The organism is Candidatus Solirubrobacter pratensis, assembly GCF_000425945.1.
Lineage (GTDB): Bacteria > Actinomycetota > Thermoleophilia > Solirubrobacterales > Solirubrobacteraceae > Solirubrobacter > Solirubrobacter pratensis.
The window spans coordinates 48,011-67,916 of record NZ_AUEK01000018.1 but is presented as its reverse complement, the minus strand read 5'-3'; the positions used below and the strand labels follow the sequence as shown (position 1 = coordinate 67,916).

At 73.5% G+C, this 19,906-nt stretch carries 17 protein-coding genes and 1 tRNA gene; 12 read left to right on the top strand and 6 right to left on the bottom strand.

The annotated features are described in order from the left end of the window. Positions 1-249: 249 nt before the first annotated feature. The gene (locus H958_RS0122485) at positions 250-705 is read left to right on the top strand and encodes a hypothetical protein (protein ID WP_028060302.1); all 456 of its coding nucleotides are present in this window, start codon (positions 250-252) and stop codon (positions 703-705) included. Positions 706-790: 85 nt separating this feature from the next. On the opposite strand, the gene H958_RS48785 is transcribed toward H958_RS0122485, so the two are convergent. Both H958_RS48785 and H958_RS0122470 read right to left on the bottom strand, forming a co-directional pair. Then, entirely contained in the window at positions 791-1,654 is an 864-nt protein-coding gene (locus tag H958_RS48785; protein WP_081686168.1) for a site-specific integrase, read from the bottom strand. Between the two features lie 179 nt (positions 1,655-1,833). Beyond that, a tRNA-Met gene (locus H958_RS0122470) sits at positions 1,834-1,907 on the bottom strand. A gap of 129 nt (positions 1,908-2,036) precedes the next feature. On the opposite strand from H958_RS0122470, the gene H958_RS0122465 reads away from it, so the two are divergent. Beyond that, positions 2,037-2,504 carry a universal stress protein gene (locus tag H958_RS0122465; protein ID WP_028060299.1) on the top strand — a complete coding sequence of 156 codons (468 nt, stop codon included), beginning with the start codon at positions 2,037-2,039 and terminating at the stop codon, positions 2,502-2,504. 3 nt (positions 2,505-2,507) lie between these two features. On the opposite strand, the gene H958_RS0122460 is transcribed toward H958_RS0122465, so the two are convergent. The 3 genes from H958_RS0122460 to H958_RS0122450 all read right to left on the bottom strand — a co-directional run bounded on the left by H958_RS0122460 (position 2,508) and on the right by H958_RS0122450 (position 4,970). Then, positions 2,508-3,104: a hypothetical protein gene (locus H958_RS0122460; RefSeq protein ID WP_028060298.1), complete on the bottom strand. Its 597-nt coding sequence runs from the start codon at positions 3,102-3,104 to the stop codon at positions 2,508-2,510. A gap of 82 nt (positions 3,105-3,186) precedes the next feature. Then, complete coding sequence (locus H958_RS39570) at positions 3,187-4,539, bottom strand: MFS transporter (protein ID WP_081686167.1); 1,353 nt, start codon at positions 4,537-4,539, stop codon at positions 3,187-3,189. Then, entirely contained in the window at positions 4,536-4,970 is a 435-nt protein-coding gene (locus H958_RS0122450; RefSeq protein WP_028060297.1) for a MarR family winged helix-turn-helix transcriptional regulator, read from the bottom strand. Before H958_RS0122450 ends, H958_RS39570 begins: the two co-directional genes overlap by 4 nt. Before the next feature lie 104 nt (positions 4,971-5,074). Between H958_RS0122450 and H958_RS39565 the strand changes: the two genes are divergently transcribed. The 7 genes from H958_RS39565 (at position 5,075) to mnmA (ending at position 12,466) form a co-directional block, all read left to right on the top strand. Next, on the top strand, positions 5,075-5,899 hold the full coding sequence (locus H958_RS39565; protein WP_051324682.1) for a hypothetical protein: 825 nt from the start codon (positions 5,075-5,077) through the stop codon (positions 5,897-5,899). Beyond that, a complete protein-coding gene (locus tag H958_RS0122440; RefSeq protein WP_231379342.1) occupies positions 5,896-6,255 on the top strand; it encodes a hypothetical protein in 360 nt (119 codons plus the stop codon). Before H958_RS39565 ends, H958_RS0122440 begins: the two co-directional genes overlap by 4 nt. Then, the gene (locus H958_RS0122435) at positions 6,255-6,884 is read left to right on the top strand and encodes an MBL fold metallo-hydrolase (protein ID WP_028060295.1); all 630 of its coding nucleotides are present in this window, start codon (positions 6,255-6,257) and stop codon (positions 6,882-6,884) included. Before H958_RS0122440 ends, H958_RS0122435 begins: the two co-directional genes overlap by 1 nt. Beyond that, positions 6,881-8,122, top strand: a complete 1,242-nt coding sequence (hisS, locus tag H958_RS0122430) for a histidine--tRNA ligase (protein WP_028060294.1) — start codon at positions 6,881-6,883, stop codon at positions 8,120-8,122. Before H958_RS0122435 ends, hisS begins: the two co-directional genes overlap by 4 nt. Continuing rightward, complete coding sequence (gene aspS / locus H958_RS0122425; RefSeq protein ID WP_028060293.1) at positions 8,119-9,888, top strand: aspartate--tRNA ligase; 1,770 nt, start codon at positions 8,119-8,121, stop codon at positions 9,886-9,888. Before hisS ends, aspS begins: the two co-directional genes overlap by 4 nt. 70 nt (positions 9,889-9,958) lie before the next feature. Beyond that, on the top strand, positions 9,959-11,014 hold the full coding sequence (locus tag H958_RS0122420; RefSeq protein WP_028060292.1) for a hypothetical protein: 1,056 nt from the start codon (positions 9,959-9,961) through the stop codon (positions 11,012-11,014). Between the two features lie 21 nt (positions 11,015-11,035). Next, positions 11,036-12,466, top strand: coding sequence for a tRNA 2-thiouridine(34) synthase MnmA (gene mnmA / locus H958_RS0122415; RefSeq protein WP_051324681.1), 1,431 nt, complete (start codon positions 11,036-11,038; stop codon positions 12,464-12,466). Positions 12,467-12,501: 35 nt separating this feature from the next. Here mnmA and H958_RS0122410 read toward each other — a convergent pair whose 3' ends face one another. Beyond that, positions 12,502-13,032 (bottom strand): NUDIX domain-containing protein, encoded by a 531-nt coding sequence (locus H958_RS0122410; protein ID WP_028060290.1) that lies wholly within the window; start codon positions 13,030-13,032, stop codon positions 12,502-12,504. An 18-nt stretch (positions 13,033-13,050) separates the two neighbouring features. Here H958_RS0122410 and alaS point away from each other — a divergent pair, with 18 nt between their 5' ends. From alaS to H958_RS43895, 3 genes are read left to right on the top strand one after another with little or no spacing between them, the layout of a single operon-like run. Further along, complete coding sequence (gene alaS / locus H958_RS0122405; protein WP_028060289.1) at positions 13,051-15,684, top strand: alanine--tRNA ligase; 2,634 nt, start codon at positions 13,051-13,053, stop codon at positions 15,682-15,684. Next, positions 15,681-16,079 (top strand): Holliday junction resolvase RuvX, encoded by a 399-nt coding sequence (gene ruvX, locus H958_RS0122400; protein ID WP_028060288.1) that lies wholly within the window; start codon positions 15,681-15,683, stop codon positions 16,077-16,079. The genes alaS and ruvX overlap by 4 nt, the downstream gene beginning before the upstream one ends. A 25-nt stretch (positions 16,080-16,104) precedes the next feature. Then, positions 16,105-19,905, top strand: coding sequence for a PAS domain-containing protein (locus H958_RS43895; RefSeq protein ID WP_081686166.1), 3,801 nt, complete (start codon positions 16,105-16,107; stop codon positions 19,903-19,905). The last annotated feature ends 1 nt before the right edge of the window (position 19,906 follow it).

The window sequence follows — 19,906 nt, the reverse complement described above, 5'->3', positions numbered from 1 at the left end:
GGGGGGGGATCAGCGACAGCGCGGCGAGGTCCGCTTTGCAGCGCGGCCCTCTCGACGGCGGAGATGACCGTGCGCGGCCTCTACCACCGGTCACGCCGGCGAGCTGACGAACTTCACCGGAGTCGATGCGCGCTGCGAGCAGTCCAGCGACGCGACCTGCGCGTTGAGACGGTTGTCTCAGATCCCGTGGACAACGCCCGCCGCGTTGTTGACGCGCTGGAGTGCGGGTGGGGCTGCGAGAATGGTGCCGTGCCTGATGGCGAGTCGGATGGCCGCAGCTTCGAGGACGTCGCGCGCGCGCTCGCCGACGAGGTGCACCGGGCGGTCGAGCGGCTCTCGGCGTTCGACCTGGACGACGTCGCTCGGGCGGCGAACGAGGAAGCTGAGCGCGTGCGCCGCTGGATCGGGGATCTGGGGCGGTCGCTGGCGCAGACCGGCGACGCCGCCCGCAGTCCAGGCGATGTGCCCGTGCACCACGCCGGCCCGCATCCGCTGGCCATGCCCACCACGGAGCAAGGCGTCGCGCTGGCGGCGCTGGAGTCCGGGCGCTGGAGGATCGAGTCGGGCAAGTTCTCCGTTCACGACGGGCCGGGCCCGAGCGAGCCGCTGGGGCTGCTCCGAGAGCTTCGCGTGTCCGACTGGGTCACGGCCGACGGCGAGCTCACGCTGGCCGGCCGCAAGGCGCTGGCGCGCTGGTTGGAATAGGCGACCCGCGCCGAAGTCGGGCCGCGCGAAGCGCGAGGCGGCGCTGGTGAGTGTCGCGTTGTGCGAGCTCCGCTGGTGAACGCGGTCACAGCTGAAGGCTCGTGCTGACCGCGATCATGGGCCGGGCGTGGACGGCTTCGATGATCTCGGCGTTGTCGATGCCGTGCAGGAAGAGCGACGTGATGCCGATGTTGCTGTGCGCTAGTTGGCGTTGGATGACGATCAGCGGCACGCCCTCCCGGGCCAGCTGCACGGCGTGGGCGTGACGGAGCTGGTGCGGCGCGAACCGGCGCCGGACGCCGGCCGCCGTCGCTGCGCGGCGAAGCTCGGCGCGCGCGGCAGCGTTCGACCACCGACGGCCGCGGGTCGGCCCAGTCACGACGCAGAACAACGGGCCTACCGGCAGTTCGCGGCGGATGGCGAGCCACGGCTGCAACTGTTCCCAGGCCCAGCCGTCCATGCCGACCTCGCGCCGGCGGCCGCCCTGCCGCGGCGCACGAGCACCGAGCCGCGGCGCGGATCGAGATCCGCCTCGCCGAGGGACAGAGCCTCGCCGACGCGCAGCCCGGCGCGCCAGAGGACGACGATCAAGCGGCGCAGGCGCCGACCGTGCACCGTGTCGCCAGCGCCTCGCATCACGGCGACGATCTCTTCGACCGTGGACGGGTCGGCGGGATATCGCATCCCTTTGTTGCGCGGCGGTCGGCCCGCGTGGAACGCAGACATTGTGGCCGGCGAGCGACGACGGCCGGCTGCAGCGAGCAGAACCTCCGACATGGTCCCTCCTTTGGGCAGTATTCCGCCCATGAGGCTCCTCTTGGCTGCCGTGCCAGGTCGGGCTATCGCAGCCGCGACGAGTAGCAGCTGGCTCGTCGCCGCGCCGGCATGGCTGCTGCGTTGCGCGAAAGGGAGCGGCGCGAGACGCGTCCACGCAAAACCTCTCCCGCATGGGTTGCCATGCCCGCCCGCGGAGCGTTGTCCAGGGAGGGCGGTTGGCGACGTCGGGCGACTCTGTCCGACGCGAAACGGCGCCGCAACACCGGAGCTCGGGGCCATTTCGGGGCCAAAAGCCCTCGTTACAGCAATGGCGACCAAACGAAAAGCGCCCGCTTTGCAGGCGCTTTCTGATGCCGGAGGAGGGACTCGAACCCCCGACACGCGGATTATGATTCCGCTGCTCTAACCGACTGAGCTACTCCGGCGGGGTGGCGGAGCAGAATATCGCGCCGCGCCCGCCGCCGACCTCGCCGGCCACCGCGCCGCTCCTTCGCGCCCGATCGTGTGCCTGTGACGTTCGTCGCCATCGCCGCGTCGCGACAAGACTCGGGTGCATGACTACGCCTTCAAGGACCGATCGGCCCCTGCTGCTCTGCTACGACGGCTCAGACGACGCGAAGCATGCGATCGCCGAGGCCGCCGCGCTGTTCGACTCCCGGCCTGCGCTGGTCGCGGCGGTGTGGCAGGAGGTGACGGCCGTGCCGTCGTTCGCGTGGCTCGCGCCGGTGGACGGCATCGAGGACCTGCTGTCGGCGGCTCGTGAGAGCGCGGAGCAGGTTGCGGCCGAAGGGGTGCAGGAGGCGGTCTCGGCCGGGTTCGATGCGGCTCCGCTGGTGGTGGAGGCCTCCGGGCCGGTGTGGGTCGCGATCGTGGATGCCGCCGAGGAGCATGACGTCGCGGCGATCGTGCTCGGGTCGCGCGGCCTGAGCGAGGTGAAGTCGGTGCTGATGGGCAGCGTGTCCACCGGCGTCGTCCATCACGCCCCGCGGCCCACGCTCGTGGTCCGCCGCGTGGAGGAGTAGCCGCTACTCGGCCGCCGCCTGGCGCACGCCGTGGAGGCGCCGGGTGGCGATGAGGTGCTCGACCGCGTCGAGCCCTACGCAGGCGATCTGGAACGGGGCTCCCGCCTCGAGGAGCTGGTCCCAGACGACGGGGCCGTGGGCGGCCGGGACGAGGACCTCGTACATCAGGCCGGCCTCGTGGAGGGTGATGGCGGATGTGGGGAGGTCCGCGACGCCGAGGAGCTCCTCCGCCTTCGGGCCGAGGAGCGCCAAGGCGGCGTAGTCGCGGGTCGCGTCGTGCACCGCGGCGCCGGGAACGCCCGAGAGCACGCCGAGGCAGGCGCTCGTGTCGGCGAGCTCGCAGCGGACGACGGCGCGGTCGGGGCCGGCGTAGGACGACCAGGCCCGCTCGCCGAGCGCGGCGAGCTCGAGCAGGGCGGCGTCGACGTCGCCGCTGACCCTGAACGTGGTCCGGTCGGAGCGGTCGGCGAGGCCGACGTGGGCGAGGCAGACCGCCTCCTCGCCGGCGCCTGACCCGAAGTGCGCGGCGACGCGCCGGCCGTGGCGCTCGACCATCGTCGCCCCGTCTCGGTACAGGACGGATTCCAGTGGACCGATCATGGCTCTCCTCGGGCTGTGAGACCGATCGGTCTCTCAGCAGGACAACGGAAGATACCCGAGACCGGGCGGCCCCGGGCGTGCGCTAGGCGCGCTCGCGCGCGACGGCGGAGGAGAGGCGCGTGCGCACGCGGCCCGCGTGCGCGCGGGCTCGCGCGGACATGGGCGCCGGCTCAGGGGATGCCGTGGCAGGCTCACCCGCCACCACGGAGGCCGGCGACGGGGCAGCGCGCGCCGCCAGGCGCCCGTATGCGTACCGCGCCCCGACCGCCGCGATCACCGCGGCGATCGCGCCCGCGAGCAGCCCGGCCCGCGGCCCCGCGACGCCTGCCAGCCAGCCGACGAGCGGCGACCCGATCGGCGTGGAGCCGAGGAAGACGACCGAGTAGAGCGCCATCACGCGCCCGCGCATCGCGGGCTCGACCGCAATCTGCAGGGACGAGTTGATGCCTGCGGCGAACGTCACGGAGGCCGCACCCAGAGGCACGAGGAACAGCAGCTGGATCGGCAGCGTCGGCGCGGCGGCGACGAACAGCTCAGAGACGCCGAAGATCATCGAGGCGGCGACGATCAGCCGCGGGGTCACCCGGCCGCGCGCGCCCGCGGCGAGTGCCCCCGCGACCGATCCGACGCCCATCGCGGCCGTCAAGGCCGCATAGGTCGATGCAGAGCCGTGCCAGGTGAAGTCCGCCAACAGCGGCAGCAGCACCTGGAAGTTGAAGGAGATCGTCCCGACGACCGCCATCATCAGCAGCGGGACGCGCAGCTCGGGCGTCCGCGCGACGTAGCGCAGCGCCGAGCGCAGCTCGCCCCCGCGCCGCTCGGCGACGCGCGGCGCGAGCAGCGCCCGCGGGTTCATCGTCCGCAGCGCGGCGAGCATGACGAAGAACGAGAGCCCGTTGATCAGAAAGCACGGCCCGACGCCGAGCAGCGCGATCACGGCGCCCGCGGCGGCCGGGCCGATGATGCGCGAGCTGTGGACGATGACCGAGTTCAGCGCCACCGCGTTCACCACGCGGTCCGCGCCGACCATCTCGACCACGAACGCCTGCCGCGCCGGGTTGTCGAGCGCGTTCACCGATCCGCGCACCAGCACGAGCCCGAGCACCATCCACGCCGCCACGTGCCCGGTGCCGGTGAGCACCCACAGCGTCAACGCGGGCACCGCCATCGCCGGCTGCGTGAACGACAGCAGCCGCCGCTTCGGGATGCGGTCGGCGAGCAGCCCGCCCCAGGCGCCGAACAGCAGGATCGGCAGGAACTGCAGCCCCGCGGTCAGCCCGACGGCGGCGCCGGAGCCGGTGAGCTTGACCATCAGCCACATCTCGGCGACGGTCTGCATCCAGTTGCCGCTGATCGACGCCAGCTGGCCGGCGAAGTAGCGACGGTAGTTCGGGACGCTGAGTGAGGAGAACGTGCGGCCGATGGCTGCGCTCACGCGCCGTCCTCCTCGAGCATGCGCTCGAGGATTCCGGCCGCGCGGTCGAGCGCGGCGAGGTCCTCTGGTGAAAGCGTGTCGAGCCGCCCGGCCATCCACGCGTCGCGGCGGGCGCGCAGCTCCACGAGCAGGGCCGAGCCGGCGGGGGTCGCGGTGACGAGGTTCGAGCGGCGGTCGGCGGGATCGCCCGTGCGGGCGATCATGCCCGCCTCCTCGAGGCGCGCGAGCACCCTGGTCGCGGTGGGGCGCTGGATGCGCTCGCGTGCCGCCAGCTCGGAAGGGGTGAGCGGGCCGTGGCACTCGATCGTCGTCAGTGCCGCGCTCTGCGACGGGCTCAGCTCCCCGCCGGCCTCCTGGCGCATGCGGCGCGCGACGCGTGCGATGGCCGGGCGCAGCCGATGAGCGAGGTCGGTCGTGGAGATGGTTTGCACTGCTAATTACCTTAGCAAACTACTCTCCGGCGTCGGAGCGGGCGGGGTGGTCCGGCCACGATCGGGCAGGATGCGGGGATGGATCTCGATCGCGCCGTGGAAGCATGACGCTGCTCGCCGTCCCGAACGTCTCCGAGGGCCGGGACCAGCTCGCGATCGAGGCGATCGCGCGGGCCTTCGGCCCCGGGCTGATCTACCTCTCGAGCGACCACGACCACCACCGCTCGGTGTTCACGCTCGCGGGAGCGCCCGGGACGCTGCACGGCGCGGTCCTGCAGGGCGCGCGGGCGACATTGGAGCGCATCGACCTCACGCGCCATCAGGGCGTGCATCCGCGCGTCGGCGCGCTCGACGTCGCGCCGATCGTGTACCTCCAGGAGGCGGACCGCGGCGCCGCGACCGCCGAAGCGCTCGTGCTCGCCGACGAGCTGGGGGAGCTCGGCATCCCCGTGTTCCTCTACGGCGACGTCGCCGGCGGGAGGACCCGCGCCGAGCTGCGGCGGGGAGGGCCGGGCGAGCTGCAGCGGCGGATCGACGCCGGAGAGCTCAAGCCGGACTTCGGCCCGCTCGCGCTGCACCCGACCGCGGGCGCGACGCTGGTCTCCGCCCGCCCGCCGCTGATCGCCTTCAACGTTGAAATCGACGCGCCGCTCGAGACCGCGCGGGAGATCGCGAAGCACGTGAGGCGGCTCCCCGGCGTCCGGGCGCTCGGCCTGGAGCTCAGGACCGCCGGCGTCGTCCAGGTCTCGACCAACATCGAGGACCACACCCGCGTCACCGCCGCGGACGTCGTCGCGGCGGTCGCGAGGCACGCCCCGGTCACGGGCGCCGAGCTCGTGGCCCCAGCGCCCAGGGCGGCGCTCGCGGGCTTCCCCGAAGATGTGCCGCTGCGAGGCCCAAGCGCGCTCGAGGATCAACTACCCTCATGAGCGGGATGGCCCAGACCAAGCGCAAGAGGCGGACGAAGCATCGCGGCAACGCCGCGGGCTCGATCGAGGTGCGCGGCCGGACGGGCCGCAAGCCCACGGCGGAGGAGACGAAGAAGAGCGCGCGCGAGCGCCGCGCCGCCAAGCCGCCGTCGTGGAACAACGCGGGCCTGAAGGCGCTCGCCATGGCGGCGCTGCTGTTCGTGCTCACCCAGGTCGGGATCCTCGGCAACGACACGAGCATCGCCCAGGGCCTTCTGCTCGCCGTCTTCGCGCTCGTCCTGTACACGCCGCTCGCGTACATGACCGACCGGTTCGTCTACAACCGGATGCTGCGCCAGCGCGAGAAAAAGGGCTGATGGACGTCGTCGGCTTCACCGTCGGGCCGGTGCAGGAGAACGCCTGGCTCGCGTCGCAGGACGGCCGCGCGCTCCTGGTCGACCCGGGCGAGGAGGCCGACCGGCTGAGCAAGGAGATCGAGGAGCGCCGGCTCGAGGTCGAGGCGATCCTGATCACGCACTGCCACTTCGATCACGTCGGCGCCGTCGCCGCGATGGCGCGAGCGACGGGTGCGCCCGTCCACTGCCCGGCCGGCGAGGTCCAGATCCTCGAGAACATCAACGACTACGTCCGCTTCCCGGGCTTCGGCCCGTTCGAGCCCTACTCGCCCGAGCACAGCGTCAAGGGCGGCGATCGCCTCACGCTCGCCGGCTTCGACGTCGACGTGATCTCCACCCCCGGCCACAGCCCGGACCACGTCACCTACCGCGTCGGCGACGTGATCTTCTCCGGTGACGTCCTCTTCCAGGGCTCCATCGGCCGCACCGACCTCCCAGGCTCCGACCACGCGACGCTGATGCGCTCGATCGCGACCCTGCTCGACACGCTGCCCGGCGAGACGCATGTGCTGCCGGGCCATATGGGCCCGACGACGCTCGACGCCGAGCGCGCGACGAATCCGTTCCTGCGCGAGCTCGCCGCGCGGTGAGCGCCAAGATCCAGGCACCGCGCGGCACGTACGACGTGCTGCCTCCCGGCGCGGCCGAGCGCGCCCAGCTTGAGAGCACGGCGGCGAAGATCCTCGGCCGCGCCGGCTACGGCAGGATCGAGACGCCGACCTTCGAGGCCACGCCTCTCTTCTCCCGCACCGTCGGCGAGGCGACCGACGTCGTGCAGAAGGAGATGTACACGTTCCCGGACTCGAGCGGGGACAGCCTGACGCTCCGTCCCGAAGGCACCGCGCCGGTCGTGCGCGCGTACCTCGAGCACGGCATGCACAAGGAGCCACAGCCGGTGAAGCTGTGGTACCTCAGCAGCTTCTTCCGCTACGAGCGCCCGCAGGCGGGCCGCTTCCGCCAGTTCTGGCAGATCGGCGCCGAGGCGATCGGCAGCGCCGATCCCGCCGTCGATGCCGAGCTGATCGTGCTGCTCGGCGAGCTGCTCGAGGCGCTCGGGGCGCGCGACACCAAGCTCGTGCTCGCGACGCTCGGCCAGTCCGAGGCGCGCGCCGCCTACCGCGAGGAGCTCAAGGCGTACCTGCGCGCGCACGAGGACCGGCTCTCACCCGAGGTCCGCGACCGCATCGACCTCAACCCGCTGCGCGCCTTCGACGCCAAGCACGAGTCCACGCAGCGCGTGATGGTGGACGCCCCGCGCCTGATCGACCGCCTCCCGCAGGAGGACCTCGACCACTTCGAGGAGGTCAAGGCGCTGCTCGACGCCGCCGATCTGCCGTACGAGGTCGACACGACGCTGGTGCGCGGGCTGGACTACTACACGCGCACCTTGTTCGAGTTCCAGTCGGGCGCGCTGGAGGCGGCGCAGAACACGCTCGGCGGCGGCGGGCGCTACGACCATCTCGCGGAGCAGATCGGCGGGCCGCCGACGCCCGGCATGGGCTGGGCCGCCGGCGTCGAGCGGATGCTGATGGCGAGCACGCAGCCGCCGCCCGTCGCGCCGCCCGTCGAGCTCTACATCGCCTACGAGCCGAGCCAGAAGGCGAACGCGTTCCGGCTCGCCGCGGACGCCCGCCGCGCCGGCCACAGCGCAAGACTCGAACTCGCCGGCCGCAGCGTGAAGGGTCAGCTCAAGCAGGCCTCGCGCAGCGGCGCCCGCTACGTTGCCGTCTTCGGCGACGAAGGCGTCCAGCTGCGCGACCGCGAGGGGGGCGAGGACAAGGTCGTCGCGCCCGAGACCGTCATGCATCACATCAGAGGGGATCTGTGAGACCACCGCGCCCGAACGAGTACCGCGACGCCTGGGCCGGAGAGCTCGACGCCGCCCGCGTGGGCGAGCACGTCCGCGTGGCCGGCTGGGTCCACCGCCGCCGCGACCACGGCGGCCTGGTCTTCATCGACCTGCGGGACCGTTCCGGGATCGTGCAGCTCGTCTTCCACCCCGAGACCGCTCCGGAGGCCCATGCGCTCGCGCAGCGCCTGCGCCCCGAGCACGTCTTCACCGCGTCCGGCGACGTGGTCCGGCGCGAGGAGGGCAACGTCAACCCGAACCTCAAGACCGGCGAGATCGAGCTGTCGGTGGACGCCGCCGAGCACCTGGCGGAGTCTCAGACGCCGCCGTTCCCGATCGACGAGGACGGTCAGGTGGACGAGATGATCCGCCTGCGCAACCGGATGCTGGATCTGCGGCGCGAGGGCATGCGCGACGCGATGATCCTGCGGCACACGGTCAACCGCGCGATGCGCGACTTCCTCAACGCCAACGACTTCCTCGAGCTCGAGACGCCGATCCTGACGCGCTCGACGCCGGAGGGCGCGCGCGACTTCCTCGTGCCGGCACGGCTCAGCCTGGGCGCGTTCTACGCGCTCCCGCAGTCGCCGCAGCTGTTCAAGCAGCTGCTGATGATGAGCGGCTACGAGCGTTACTACCAGATCGCGCGCTGCTTCCGCGACGAGGACCTGCGCGCCGACCGCCAGCCCGAGTTCACGCAGCTCGACCTCGAGATGAGCTTCGTCGAGGAGGACGACGTGATCGGCGTCATCGAGGGACTGATGGCGCGCGTGTTCGAGGAGACCGGCTTCGAGGCGCCGCCGCCGCCGTGGCCGCGGCTGAGCTACGACGAGGCGATGCTGCGCTACGGCTCCGACAAGCCCGACACGCGCTTCCAGCTCGAGATCGCCGACCTGGGTGACGCGGTCCGTGGCACGGAGTTCAAGGTCTTCCAGGCCGGCACCATCCGCGGCTTCAACGCCGGTCCGCGCGAGGCGTCGCGAGCCGTGCTCGACGAGCTGACGGAGGTCGCCAAGCGCTACGGCGCCGGCGGGCTGGTGTGGGCGTTCGTGCAGGACGACGGCACGTGGCGCTCGCCGATCGCCAAGTTCCTCTCCGATGACGAGCGCGGCGCGATCGAGCAGGCGCTCGAGGCCAAGCCCGGCGACCTGCTGCTGATCGTCGCCGACGCGCGCGCCGCCACCGTGGCGACCGCGCTGGGCGAGCTGCGGCTCGAGGTCGCGCGCCGCTATGACCTGATCCCCGCCGGCCGCCACGAGCTGCTGTGGACCGTCGACTTCCCGATGTTCGAGTTCAACGCGGACGAGCAGCGCTGGGACGCGCTGCACCATCCGTTCACGGCGCCGCTGGGCTCCTTCGAGGACCCGGGCGCGCTGCGCTCGCGCGCCTACGACATCGTGCTCGACGGCACCGAGATCGGCGGCGGGTCGATCCGTATCAACCGCCCCGAGGTCCAGCAGCAGGTCTTCCACGCGCTCGGCATCTCCGAGCAGGAGGCGGATGCGCGCTTCGGCTTCCTGCTCGAGGCGCTCAAGTACGGCGCCCCGCCGCACGGAGGACTGGCGCTGGGGATCGACCGGATCGTCGCGATCATCGCGGGGCGGGAATCGATCCGCGACGTGATCGCCTTCCCCAAGACGGCGAGCGGGTCGGACCCGCTGACCGGCGCGCCCGCGGCCGTCGATCCGGAGCAGCTCGCCGAGGTCGGCGTCCGGCTCACGGTGCCGCCGCCGGTATCGGGCTGAGACCCCATCCGGTTCAACCCGGGAGCGGGAGGTGCCGATAGGGGAGATCGTGAGCCAGATCTCCCCGCCCATGCGCTTCCTCCTCGCAGGCGCCGTCGTGTTCCTCGCCGTGTGGTTCACGCTCCTGCGTCCCAAGTCCGACGCGGGCACGCCCGTCGCCGCCACGCCGACGCCGGCCGTCGGCAACGTCAACACCGGCCGTCCCGCCACGAGCGCGCCCGGCAAGATCGTCGAGAAGGCCAAGCAGGCCGCGACCGAGGCCGAGGGCGCCGCCAAGGCCGCCGCCGGGGAGACGACCGGCGGCGCCGCGAAGGCCGCCACGGGCAGCTCGAGCAAGGCTTCGCCGCAGCCCAACGCCGAGGTCGCGCCGGTCGTGCCGGCCGCCACGCTCGCCAAGCTTCCACGCGACGTCGCCGGCGCGATCGAGGGTCACAAGGTGCTCGTGCTCGCCGTGCTGGCGGACGGCGCCAAGCACTGGCGCCCGCTCGCCGATGACGATCGCTACGTCCGCAACACGCTCAAGAAGGTCAACCGCTACGACGGCCAGGTGCTCGTCAAGCAGGTCCCGCTTGCGAGCCTCGCCTCCTACGGCCCGATCGTGAATGACCTCGACGTCAACCAGACGCCGAGCGTCGTCGTGGTCGACCGCAAGCTGCAGGCCAGCGTGATCCCCGGCTACGTCGACCGGATCTCGATCAACCAGGCGATCGCCGACGCCCGCCAGGCGAGCATCAGCCCGCTGATCTCCGACGCCTACCTGCGCAAGGCGAACGAGGTCTGCGCGAATCGCAACGTCGTGTCGACCCGGTTCTCGCTGCCCACGATCCGCGGCCGCAAGGCAGCCGTGGCGGCCAGCAAGCGGCTCCAGAAGGTCATCCGCGACTACATCGCCGCGGTCCGCAAGCTTCCCGCGCCCGCGCGCTGGCGCGGTCTCAAGCGCCAGTGGCTGAAGGCGATGGGCGTCGAGTCCAAGACGATCGACCGCTCGTTCGCCGCCGCCAAGCGTGGTGACCTCGAGACCGCGGTCGGTGTGCTCGCGAACTTCGACGACACGGCCGCGCGCAAGCTGGATCACCGCTTCGACGAAGTCGGCCTGACCAGCTGCTCAGTTCTGCGCCGCCAGTAGCCGGCTCTAGACTCGGCGCTCGTGGACAACGAGCGCTTCGCCGAGCATCTCGCCGCGCCCGAGGGGCGCGGCGACCCACCGCCGGGCGCCCATGACGGGGCGGCCGGCGGCAGCGTGTGCGGGGACCTGATCCGCTTCTCGGTGCGCGTGCGCGGCGAGCGCGTGGAGGCCGTCACGTTCGCCGCCGAGGGCTGCGGCGCGCTCACCGCGGCGGGCTCCGCGGCCGTGACGCTGGTCGGCGGCGAGCCGCTTCTGCAGGCCGCGCGCGTCGGCACGCGGGAGATCGCGGCCGAGCTCGGCGGGCTCTCGCCGGGCAAGCTGCATGCGGCCGAGCTGGCCGCCGACGCGCTGCACCGCGCGCTCGGCGCGGCATCCGCCGACGCGGCGATCGCGCCCTCCGGCAACCGCACGCTGGTCGCGCTCTCGGGCGGCGTGGACTCCGCCGTCGCGGGCCTGCTGCTCACGCGCGCCGGGCGCGAGGTGGTCGCGGTGACGCTCGAGCTGTGGGCCGACCCGGCCAACGACGCGGAGGCGTCCTGCTGCTCCGCCCACGCCGTCCGGCTCGCGCGCTCGGTCGCGCATCGGATGGGCCTGCCGCACCTCACGCTCGACCTGCGCGAGCCGTTCCGCGCCGGCGTGGTCGACCCGTTCCTGGCCGGCTACGCGGCGGGGGAGACGCCCAACCCGTGCGTCGGGTGCAACGGCCACGTGCGCCTGGACGCGATGATCGAGCTCGCCGACCGGCTCGGCGCCGCGGACCTCGCGACCGGGCACTACGCGCGGCTCTCCGACGGGCTCCTGCGCACCGCGGCCGACCCGGCCAAGGACCAGACCTACATGCTCTCGGCCCTCTCGCCCGCGTCGCTCGCCCGCATGCGCTTCCCGCTCGGTGAGCTGACCAAGCCCGAGGTGCGCGCGCTCGCGGCCGAGGCGGAGCTGCCGGTCGCGTCGCGCGCCGACAGCATGGACCTGTGCTTCCTCGCCGGCACGGGCAAGGCGGCGTTCCTCGCTCGCCACGCGGCGCTCGAGGACCGCGAGGGCGAGATCGTGGACGCGCGCGGCGAGGTGCTCGGCACCCATGCCGGGTTCCATCACTTCACCGTCGGGCAGCGGCGGGGGCTCGGCGTCGCGGCGGAGGAGCCGCTGTACGTGCTGCGCACCGAGGCGCGGGCGAACCGCGTCGTGGTCGGCACGCGCGAGGAGCTGGCCACGCGGCGTGTGCGGGTGCGGGGCGCGCGGATGCACCGGCCCGACGAGGAGGTCGACGCGGTGCGCCTGCGCTACCACTCGCGCGCCGTGCCGTGTCACGTGGAGCGGACCGGGGACGGGGTCGAGCTCGCGCTGGCGGAGGACTTCCACGGGGCCGCGCCGGGGCAGGCGGCGCAGCTGCTGCGGGGGGACGTGATCGTGGGATGGGCGACGATCGCTCGCGCTGGCGGCTCGGATCGTTGAGAGTGTTCGCCCAGGGGGCGAAGCTCTCGCGCGGCTCACTTCGTCTTCGCGAGACACCAGGCGGCGACTGACGCGGCGTCCCGGATCTGGTTCGACCGCACCATCCGCTCCACCTCGTCGATCGTGAACCGCGCCGCCACCAGCCCCCGCTCGGTCTCCTCCAGCGCCGGCTCGCCGGGTTCGAGTCCGCTCGCCCGCCACACGTCCACGGGCTGGTTGGAGATCCCGTAGGCGAAGTAGAGGCGGCCCAGCAACTCGACGGAAGCCGCACGCAGCCCCGTCTCCTCGGCCAGCTCACCCCGCGCGAGCGACTCGGCCGAAGCGACCGGATCGTCTTCCCAGGAGCCCTGCGGGAACTCCCAGAAGCGCCGCCCGACCGGGTGGCGGAACTGCTCGACGAGCCACACGTGGCCGTCGTCGACGGGCACGATCATCGCGGCCGGCGGCTTCTCGATCCAGCCGTAGAGGCCCGGCGACCCGTCCTCGCGCTCCAGCCGGTCCTCGTGGACCCGCATCCAGCGGTTCTCGTAGACGACGCGAGTCGACGTGACGCGGTGAGGGCGCAACCTAGACTCCATCCTGCCATGACCTCAGACGAGATCCGCGAGCGCTTCCTCAGCTTCTTCGAGAGCCGTGACCACCGCCGGCTCCCCTCCGGCTCTCTGGTCCCGGCCGAGCACGACCCGAGCGTGCTGCTCACCACCGCGGGCATGCACCCGCTCAAGCCGTACTTCCAGGGCCGCGAGAAGCCGCCCCACCACCGGCTGACGTCGTGCCAGAAGTGCTTCCGCACGCCCGACATCGACAAGGTCGGCACGACGACGCGGCACCTGACGTTCTTCGAGATGCTCGGCAACTTCTCGATCGGCGACTACTTCAAGCAGGGCGCCGCGGAGTTCGCGTGGGAGCTGTCGCTGGAGGGCTTCGGCTTCAACCCCGACGACATCTGGGTCACGGTCTTCGAGGGCGACGACGAGCTCGGCATCGGCCCCGACGAGGAGGCGATCGAGGCCTGGCTGGCGATCGGCGTGCCGCGCGAGCGGATCGTCGAGCTTCCGCGCAGCGAGAACTTCTGGCAGGCGGGCGACACCGGCCCGTGCGGGCCCTGCAGCGAGCTGTACCTCGACCGCGGGCTCGACTTCGGCAACGCCGACGACCTGCCCGGCGGCGAGAACGAGCGCTTCCTCGAGTACTGGAACCTGGTCTTCATGCAGTTCGACCAGAACCCGGTCGGCACGCTCACGCCGCTGCCGGCGAAGAACATCGACACCGGCCTGGGCCTCAACCGCCTGGCGGCGATCCTCCAGGGCGTCACGACCGTGTTCGAGACCGACCAGTTCGTGCCGCTGATCGCGCTCGGCGAGGAGCTGTCCGGCAAGAGGTACGGGACCGGATTCCCGACCGACCGCGCGCTGCGCGTCCTGGCCGACCACACGCGCGGGATGAGCGCGCTGATCGCCGACGGGGTCGTCCCGTCCAACGAGGATCGCGGCTACGTCCTGCGCCGGCTGATGCGGCGCGCGATCGTGCAGGGCCGCCGGCTGGGCATCGAGCCCGGCTTCCTACCCGCCTACGCAGGGCGCGTGCGCGAGCTGATGGGCGCCGCGTATCCCGAGTTGGTCGAGCAGGCCGAGACGATCGACATGTGGGTGCGGACGGAGGAGGAGACCTTCAACCGCACGCTCGAGCAGGGCCTGAAGCTGCTCGAGGACGTGATCGAGCGCGCGCGCGACGAGGGCCGCGAGGGGATCGGCGCCGACGAGGCGTTCCGCCTTCACGACACCTACGGCTTCCCGTTCGACCTCACGCTGGAGATCGCGGCCGAGCGCGGGCTGGGCGTCGACAGCCAGGGCTTCGAGGAGCTGATGGAGCAGCAGCGCGTGCGCGCGCGGGCGACCGAGGGCCGCGAGAGCCAGGACCGCACGCGCGAGGCGCTGCGCACGTTCGCGGCCGGCGCCGGCGGCGCGACCGTCTTCACCGGCTACGAGACGACCGAGCAGGCGACCGCGGTCGCGGGTGTCGGACGGCAGAACGGCCACGTGCTCGCAAAGCTCGTCGAGTCACCGTTCTACGCGACCGGCGGCGGCCAGGTGCACGACCTCGGGACGATCGAGTGCGAGCACGGCGACTGCCGCGCGCGGGTGCTGGACGTCGTGCGGCTCGGCGACGACCAGGCGCTGGTGCTGGAGCCGCTCGAGGGCGAGCTCAAGAACGGCGAGCGCGTGATCGCGCGCGTCGACACCAAGGCGCGCCGCCCGACCGAGTGCAACCACACCGCGACGCACCTGCTGCACGCGGCGCTGCGCGAGACGCTCGGCACGCACGTGCGCCAGGCGGGCTCCTACGTCGGCCCGGACAAGCTGCGCTTCGACTTCACGCACGGCGCTCCGCTGTCCCGTGAGGAGCTGCGCAGGGTCGAGGACCGCGTCAACGAGATGGTGCTGGCGAACATGCCGGTGCGCGCGATCACGACGACGCTCGACGAGGCGCGCTCGCTCGGCGCGATGGCGCTGTTCGGCGAGAAGTACGGCGACGTCGTGCGCATGGTCGAGGTCGGCGACGGCAGCTGGTCGCGCGAGCTCTGTGGCGGCACGCACGTGCGTGCGACGGCCGAGATCGGCGTCTTCAAGATCACGCAGGAGACGTCCTCGGCGGCCAACGTGCGCCGCATCGAGGCGGTCACCGGTCCGGTCGCGGTCCAGCTGCTGCGCAAGTACGACCGCGTGCTCTCCGAGACGGCGGCGACGTTGCGCACGCAGCCCGAGGCGGTGGCGGACATCGTGGCGGACCGCGAGCGCAAGCGTCGCGAGCTCGAGAAGCAGCTGCGCTCCGGCGCCGCGGCGGCGCCGAAGGAGCTGGCCGCGGACGAGATCGTCGAGATCGACGGGATCCGCGCGGTCTTCGAGATCACGCAGGTGCCCGATCCCAAGGCGCTGCCTGACCTCGCGGACCGGCTCAAGAACCAGCTCGGCGATCCCGCGGTGGTCGTGCTCGGCGCGCCCGGAGAGGGCCGCGCGTCGCTGCTCGTCGCGGTGACCCCCGGCGCCGTCGAGCGTGGCGTGAAGGCCGGCGCGGTCGTCAAGGTCGCGGCGGCGGCGGTCGGCGGCGGCGGCGGCGGGCGCGACACGATGGCCCAGGCCGGCGGCCGCGATCCCGACAAGCTGCCGGACGCGCTGGCCGCGGCGCGCGCGGAGATCGAGCGGGCGCTCGCGTCCTGAGGGTCCTCGCGCTCGATTACGGCGCCGCCCGCTGCGGGGTGGCGGTCAGCGATCCGACAGGCACGCTGGCCACCCCGCTGGAGCCGGTCCTGCGCCCGGGCACCAAGAAGGGCTTCGCGCGCGTCGTCGCGCTGGTGACCGAGTTGCAGGCCGAGCACGTCGTCGTCGGCCTGCCGCTCTCGCTCTCGGGGCGCGATTCCGCGCAGACCACGGAGACCCGCGCCTTCGCGGCCAAGCTGGCGGCCGCCGTGGCGGTTCCCGTGGAGCTCTACGACGAGCGCTTCACCACCTCGCTCGCGCATCAGGCGGGCGGAACCGCGTCGCTCGACAGCAGAGCCGCAGCCGTCCTGTTGGACGAATGGCTACATCTGCCGATGAAGGAGGGGACGGACTAAGCCTCGCCCCCCGGAGACCGCCCAGATGAACCCCTCGACCACCCCTCCCTCGAGCACGCCCGATGCCGTGCTCGCGGGTGCCGCGGAAGGCGCCGAGCCGCCCGACGCGCTCGATGCGCTGCTGCGGCAGATCGTCGGCGGGTACTTCGTCCTCACGGACGGCCAGGGCGCGGTCTCCAAGTGGTCCGAGCCCGCCGAGCTGCTGTTCGGCCGCGCGAGCGAGGAGATCCTCGGCCAGGGCTTCTTCGAGACGCTGGTCGGCGGCTCGCTGCCGCCCGGCGGCCAGGCGTGGCGCGGGTTCCTCGACCTCGGCGAGCCGCCCCAGGCGCCCGGCACGGTCGAGCTCGTCGGCCGCAGCACCGACGGCACCGAGTTCCCGCTCGCCGCCGTCTTCGTCCCCGTCAAGCTCGACGAGGGCTTCGACTTCTCGCTGTTCCTCGAGGACCTGTCCTTCGAGCTTCCCATGAACTTGATGCTGCTGCGCATGCGCCAGCAGCACCCGGTCGTCGTGCGCGCGCTGCGCCAGGCGATCGAGCCGGTCGCGCAGCCGTGGGAGGGCTGGCGGACCGCCGGCACGCTGATCGTCTTCACCCCGCTGGCGGCGACGCCGTGGGTCGAGGTCGAGCTCACACGCCGGCGGGCCGAGCGAGAGGCTGCCGACGCCGAGGCCGAGGACCGCCTGACCAACGCGGATCCGGGCATCCAGGGCTCGGTCGCCGATCTCGACGATGCGGCCGCCGTCGTCGCGCGCCTGCTGAGCGCGCTGGAGCGCATCGACGAGCTCGAGCGCGTCGCCAACGCCCTTCCCGCCCAGGTCGACGAGGCCCGCCGCGAGGCCGAGGAGCGCGCCGAGCGCGCCGAGCAGGCGCTGCGCGCGGAGCTCGGGCAGAGCACCGGCCCCGACCTCGAGCTGCTCGCCCGCCTCGACCGGCTCGAACGCGCTCGCATGGACGGCGAGCAGGCCGACGCCGACCGCCGTCGCGCGCTCGCCGCCGCGGAGTCCGCGCAGGCGCAGATCGCCGCGCGACTGGACCAGCTGGAGCGCGCCGGGGGCGACGCCGTCGCCGTCGCCGACGCGCGCCTGGCCGAAGCGATCGCCGCCGCCGAGGCGCGCGCGGAGGCCGCCGCGGCCGAGGCGAACCGTCGTGCCGACGCCGCGCGCGCCGGCCTCGAGGCGCGGCTGGCCGAGCTCGAGCGTGGCGGCAACGCCGCCGTCCAGGCCGCCGAGCTGACCGCTCAGCTCGAGCGCGTCCGGGCCGAGCACGAGGAGGCCGCGCAGGCCGCGCGCCACGAGCTCGCCGCGACGATCGAGCGCCTGGAGCGCGACCGCGAGCGGGAGCGCGAGGCCGCCCGCGCCGAGCTGGCCGGCGCGCTGGAGCGCGTCGACCGCGTCCAGCGCGAAGCCGACGCGGTGCGCGAGCAGCTGTCGGCCGTCACGGTCGAGCGCCACACCGCCGAGGGCCTGGCCGGCGACGACCGCCGCCGGCTCGAAGAGCTCCAGCGCGACGCCGAGGCGCTGCGCGCGCGCATGGACGCCATGCGCGACGAGAGCGAGGCCGCGCGCGCCCAGGCCGCCGAGCTGGCCGAGCTGCGCGCCGTCGTCGAGCGCCAGGCGGCCGCCGCGGCGGAGCTGCGCGACGAGATCGCGCGCCAGGACGCCGCCGCGGGCGAGCTGCGCGACGCCGTCGCGCGCCACGAAGGCGCCGCCGACGAGCTCGCCGCGCTGGGCGAGGCGCTCGCGCGCCAGGAGGCCGCGGCGGGCGAGCTGCGCGAGGCGCTCGCGCGCCACGACGCGGCGGCCGCCGATCTGCGCGACCAGGACGTCTTCGGGCAGATCGCCTCCCTGCGCGAGGCGATGGGCCGCCAGGAGGCCGGGGCGGAGGAGCTCGCCGAGGCGCGCCGCGCCCGCGCCGAGCACGACGAGGCCGTCGCGGCGCAGCTCGAGCAGTTGCGCGCGCAGATCGCCGCTCAGGAAGCGGCCGCCGGCCGCGCCCCGGAGCCCGAGGCGGTGCGCGAAGAGGTCCACTCGCTCGTCGGCGACGCGCAGACGCAGCTCGCCGCGCTGCACGCGCGCATCGAGGTGCTGGCCGACACCGGCCGCGACGTCGACGCGCTGCGCGAGCGGGTCGAGCAGCTCGCCGGCCGCGACGAGCTCGATGGCCTGCGCGAGGAGCTGCACCAGCTCGCGAGCCGCGGCGAGCTCGACCGGCTCTACGAGCAGCTCGACGGCGTCGCACGCCGCGACGAGCTCACCGGCCTGGCCTCCGCCGAGGAGATCGCCGCGCTGCGCGAGCGCCTCGACGGCTTCGCCGGCCGCGACGAGCTGACCGTCCTGCGCCAGGGCCTGCAGGCCGTCGCCGGCCGAGACGAGGTGCATGCGCTGCGCGAGCGGCTCGACGCCGCCGCCGGCCGCGAAGACCTCTCCGCGCTGGCCGCACGCGTCGACGCCCTCGCCGGCGCCGACGAGGCGCTCGCGCTGGCGCGCGAGGCGATGGCCCGGATCGACGAGGTCGACCGCGGCGCCGGGACCGTCCTCAACGACGTGCACGCGACGCGCGCCGACGTCGCGCGCCTCGGCGGCGAGCTCGAGGTCGCGCGCGGGCAGATCGACCAGGCCGAGGCCGAGGCGCTCGGGGCGCGCGAGGTCGCCGCGAGCGCCGGCGGCGCCGCCGCCGCCGCGCGCGAGGACGCCGCCCGCGCTCGCGAGGAGTCCACCGCGATGCGGCGCGAGCTCGAGACCGCGGCCGAGCGGCTGACGCTGCTCGGCGGCGACGTCGAGCGCCTCGGCGACTCGATCGCCGGCGTGCGCGAGTCCGCCGAGGCGGCCGCCACCGCCCGCGCCGACGCGGCCGAGGCCCGCGCGGCCGCCGACGGGCTGGCCGACCGCCTGACCGCCGCCGACGAGCGCGCCGCCGCGCTGCGCGCCGAGCTGGCCGCCGGGCGGGAGCGCCTGGACTCGGTCGGCACACAGGTGGAGCGGCTGGGGGAGACCGTCACACGCCAGACCGAGGCCGTCGAGGCGGTCCGCGGCCGGCTCGACGAGCGCGCCGACGCGCTGCGCGGCGAGCTCGCCGAGGTCCGCGACGTCGCCGAGGCGGCGAGCCGGGGACTGCACGAGCTGCGCGGCGAGCTGAGCGCGTTCCGCCAGGCCGCCGACGCGCTGCGCCAGGACGCCGCCGCAGCACGCGACGCGGCCAAGCGCTCCAACGAGCGCGTGGAGGCGATGCAGGCCGAGGTCACGTTCGCGATCTCCAACCTCGACGAGCTCAAGCAGGGCCTCAGCTCCGCCGGCCAGGCCGCCGTGATCGCGCGGCGCGAGGCCGAGCAGGCGCGCAAGGCGGCCCAGATCGTCGGCGACGGCTCGACCGAGCGCGTGACCGAGGTCTTCCAGCAGATCCTGGGGCTCGCCGCCGCCCGCAACGCGAGCTCGCGCCGTCCCGCGCCGGCGCCGGCCAAGAAGCCCGAGCGCGTCAAGCGCGAGCCGAGGCACGGCTTCGACGACGTCACGACGCCGATGGCGATCCTCGCGCTCGACGGCAAGTTCAAGGAGCTCAACCCGGCCTTCGCGCGCCTGGTCGGCTACCAGGAGCACGAGTTCGCCAAGGCCGCGTGGCCGTCCCCGCACGATCGCCGCGACTACAAGGACCAGCTCGAGCAACTGCGCAAGCTCGGCCTGGGCGAGCTGACCGGCGTCGAGGTCCAGAGCACGTACATGCACGGTCAGGGCCTGATGGTCCCGGTGGTCGGCAAGCTCTCGGTCGAGCCCGGCGAGGACGGGCGGCCGCTGCACCTGGTGCTCGAGGCCGAGGACCGGCACACCGGATGAC

Coding starts and splice junctions, on each gene's coding strand:
- H958_RS48785 (WP_081686168.1), bottom strand. CDS start 1,654: ATGCGGGAGAGGTTTTGCGTGGACGCGTCTCGCGCCGCTCCCTTTCGC.
- H958_RS0122465 (WP_028060299.1), top strand. CDS start 2,037: ATGACTACGCCTTCAAGGACCGATCGGCCCCTGCTGCTCTGCTACGAC.
- H958_RS0122460 (WP_028060298.1), bottom strand. CDS start 3,104: ATGATCGGTCCACTGGAATCCGTCCTGTACCGAGACGGGGCGACGATG.
- H958_RS39565 (WP_051324682.1), top strand. CDS start 5,075: ATGACGCTGCTCGCCGTCCCGAACGTCTCCGAGGGCCGGGACCAGCTC.
- H958_RS0122440 (WP_231379342.1), top strand. CDS start 5,896: ATGAGCGGGATGGCCCAGACCAAGCGCAAGAGGCGGACGAAGCATCGC.
- H958_RS0122435 (WP_028060295.1), top strand. CDS start 6,255: ATGGACGTCGTCGGCTTCACCGTCGGGCCGGTGCAGGAGAACGCCTGG.
- H958_RS0122420 (WP_028060292.1), top strand. CDS start 9,959: ATGCGCTTCCTCCTCGCAGGCGCCGTCGTGTTCCTCGCCGTGTGGTTC.
- alaS (WP_028060289.1), top strand. CDS start 13,051: ATGACCTCAGACGAGATCCGCGAGCGCTTCCTCAGCTTCTTCGAGAGC.
- H958_RS43895 (WP_081686166.1), top strand. CDS start 16,105: ATGAACCCCTCGACCACCCCTCCCTCGAGCACGCCCGATGCCGTGCTC.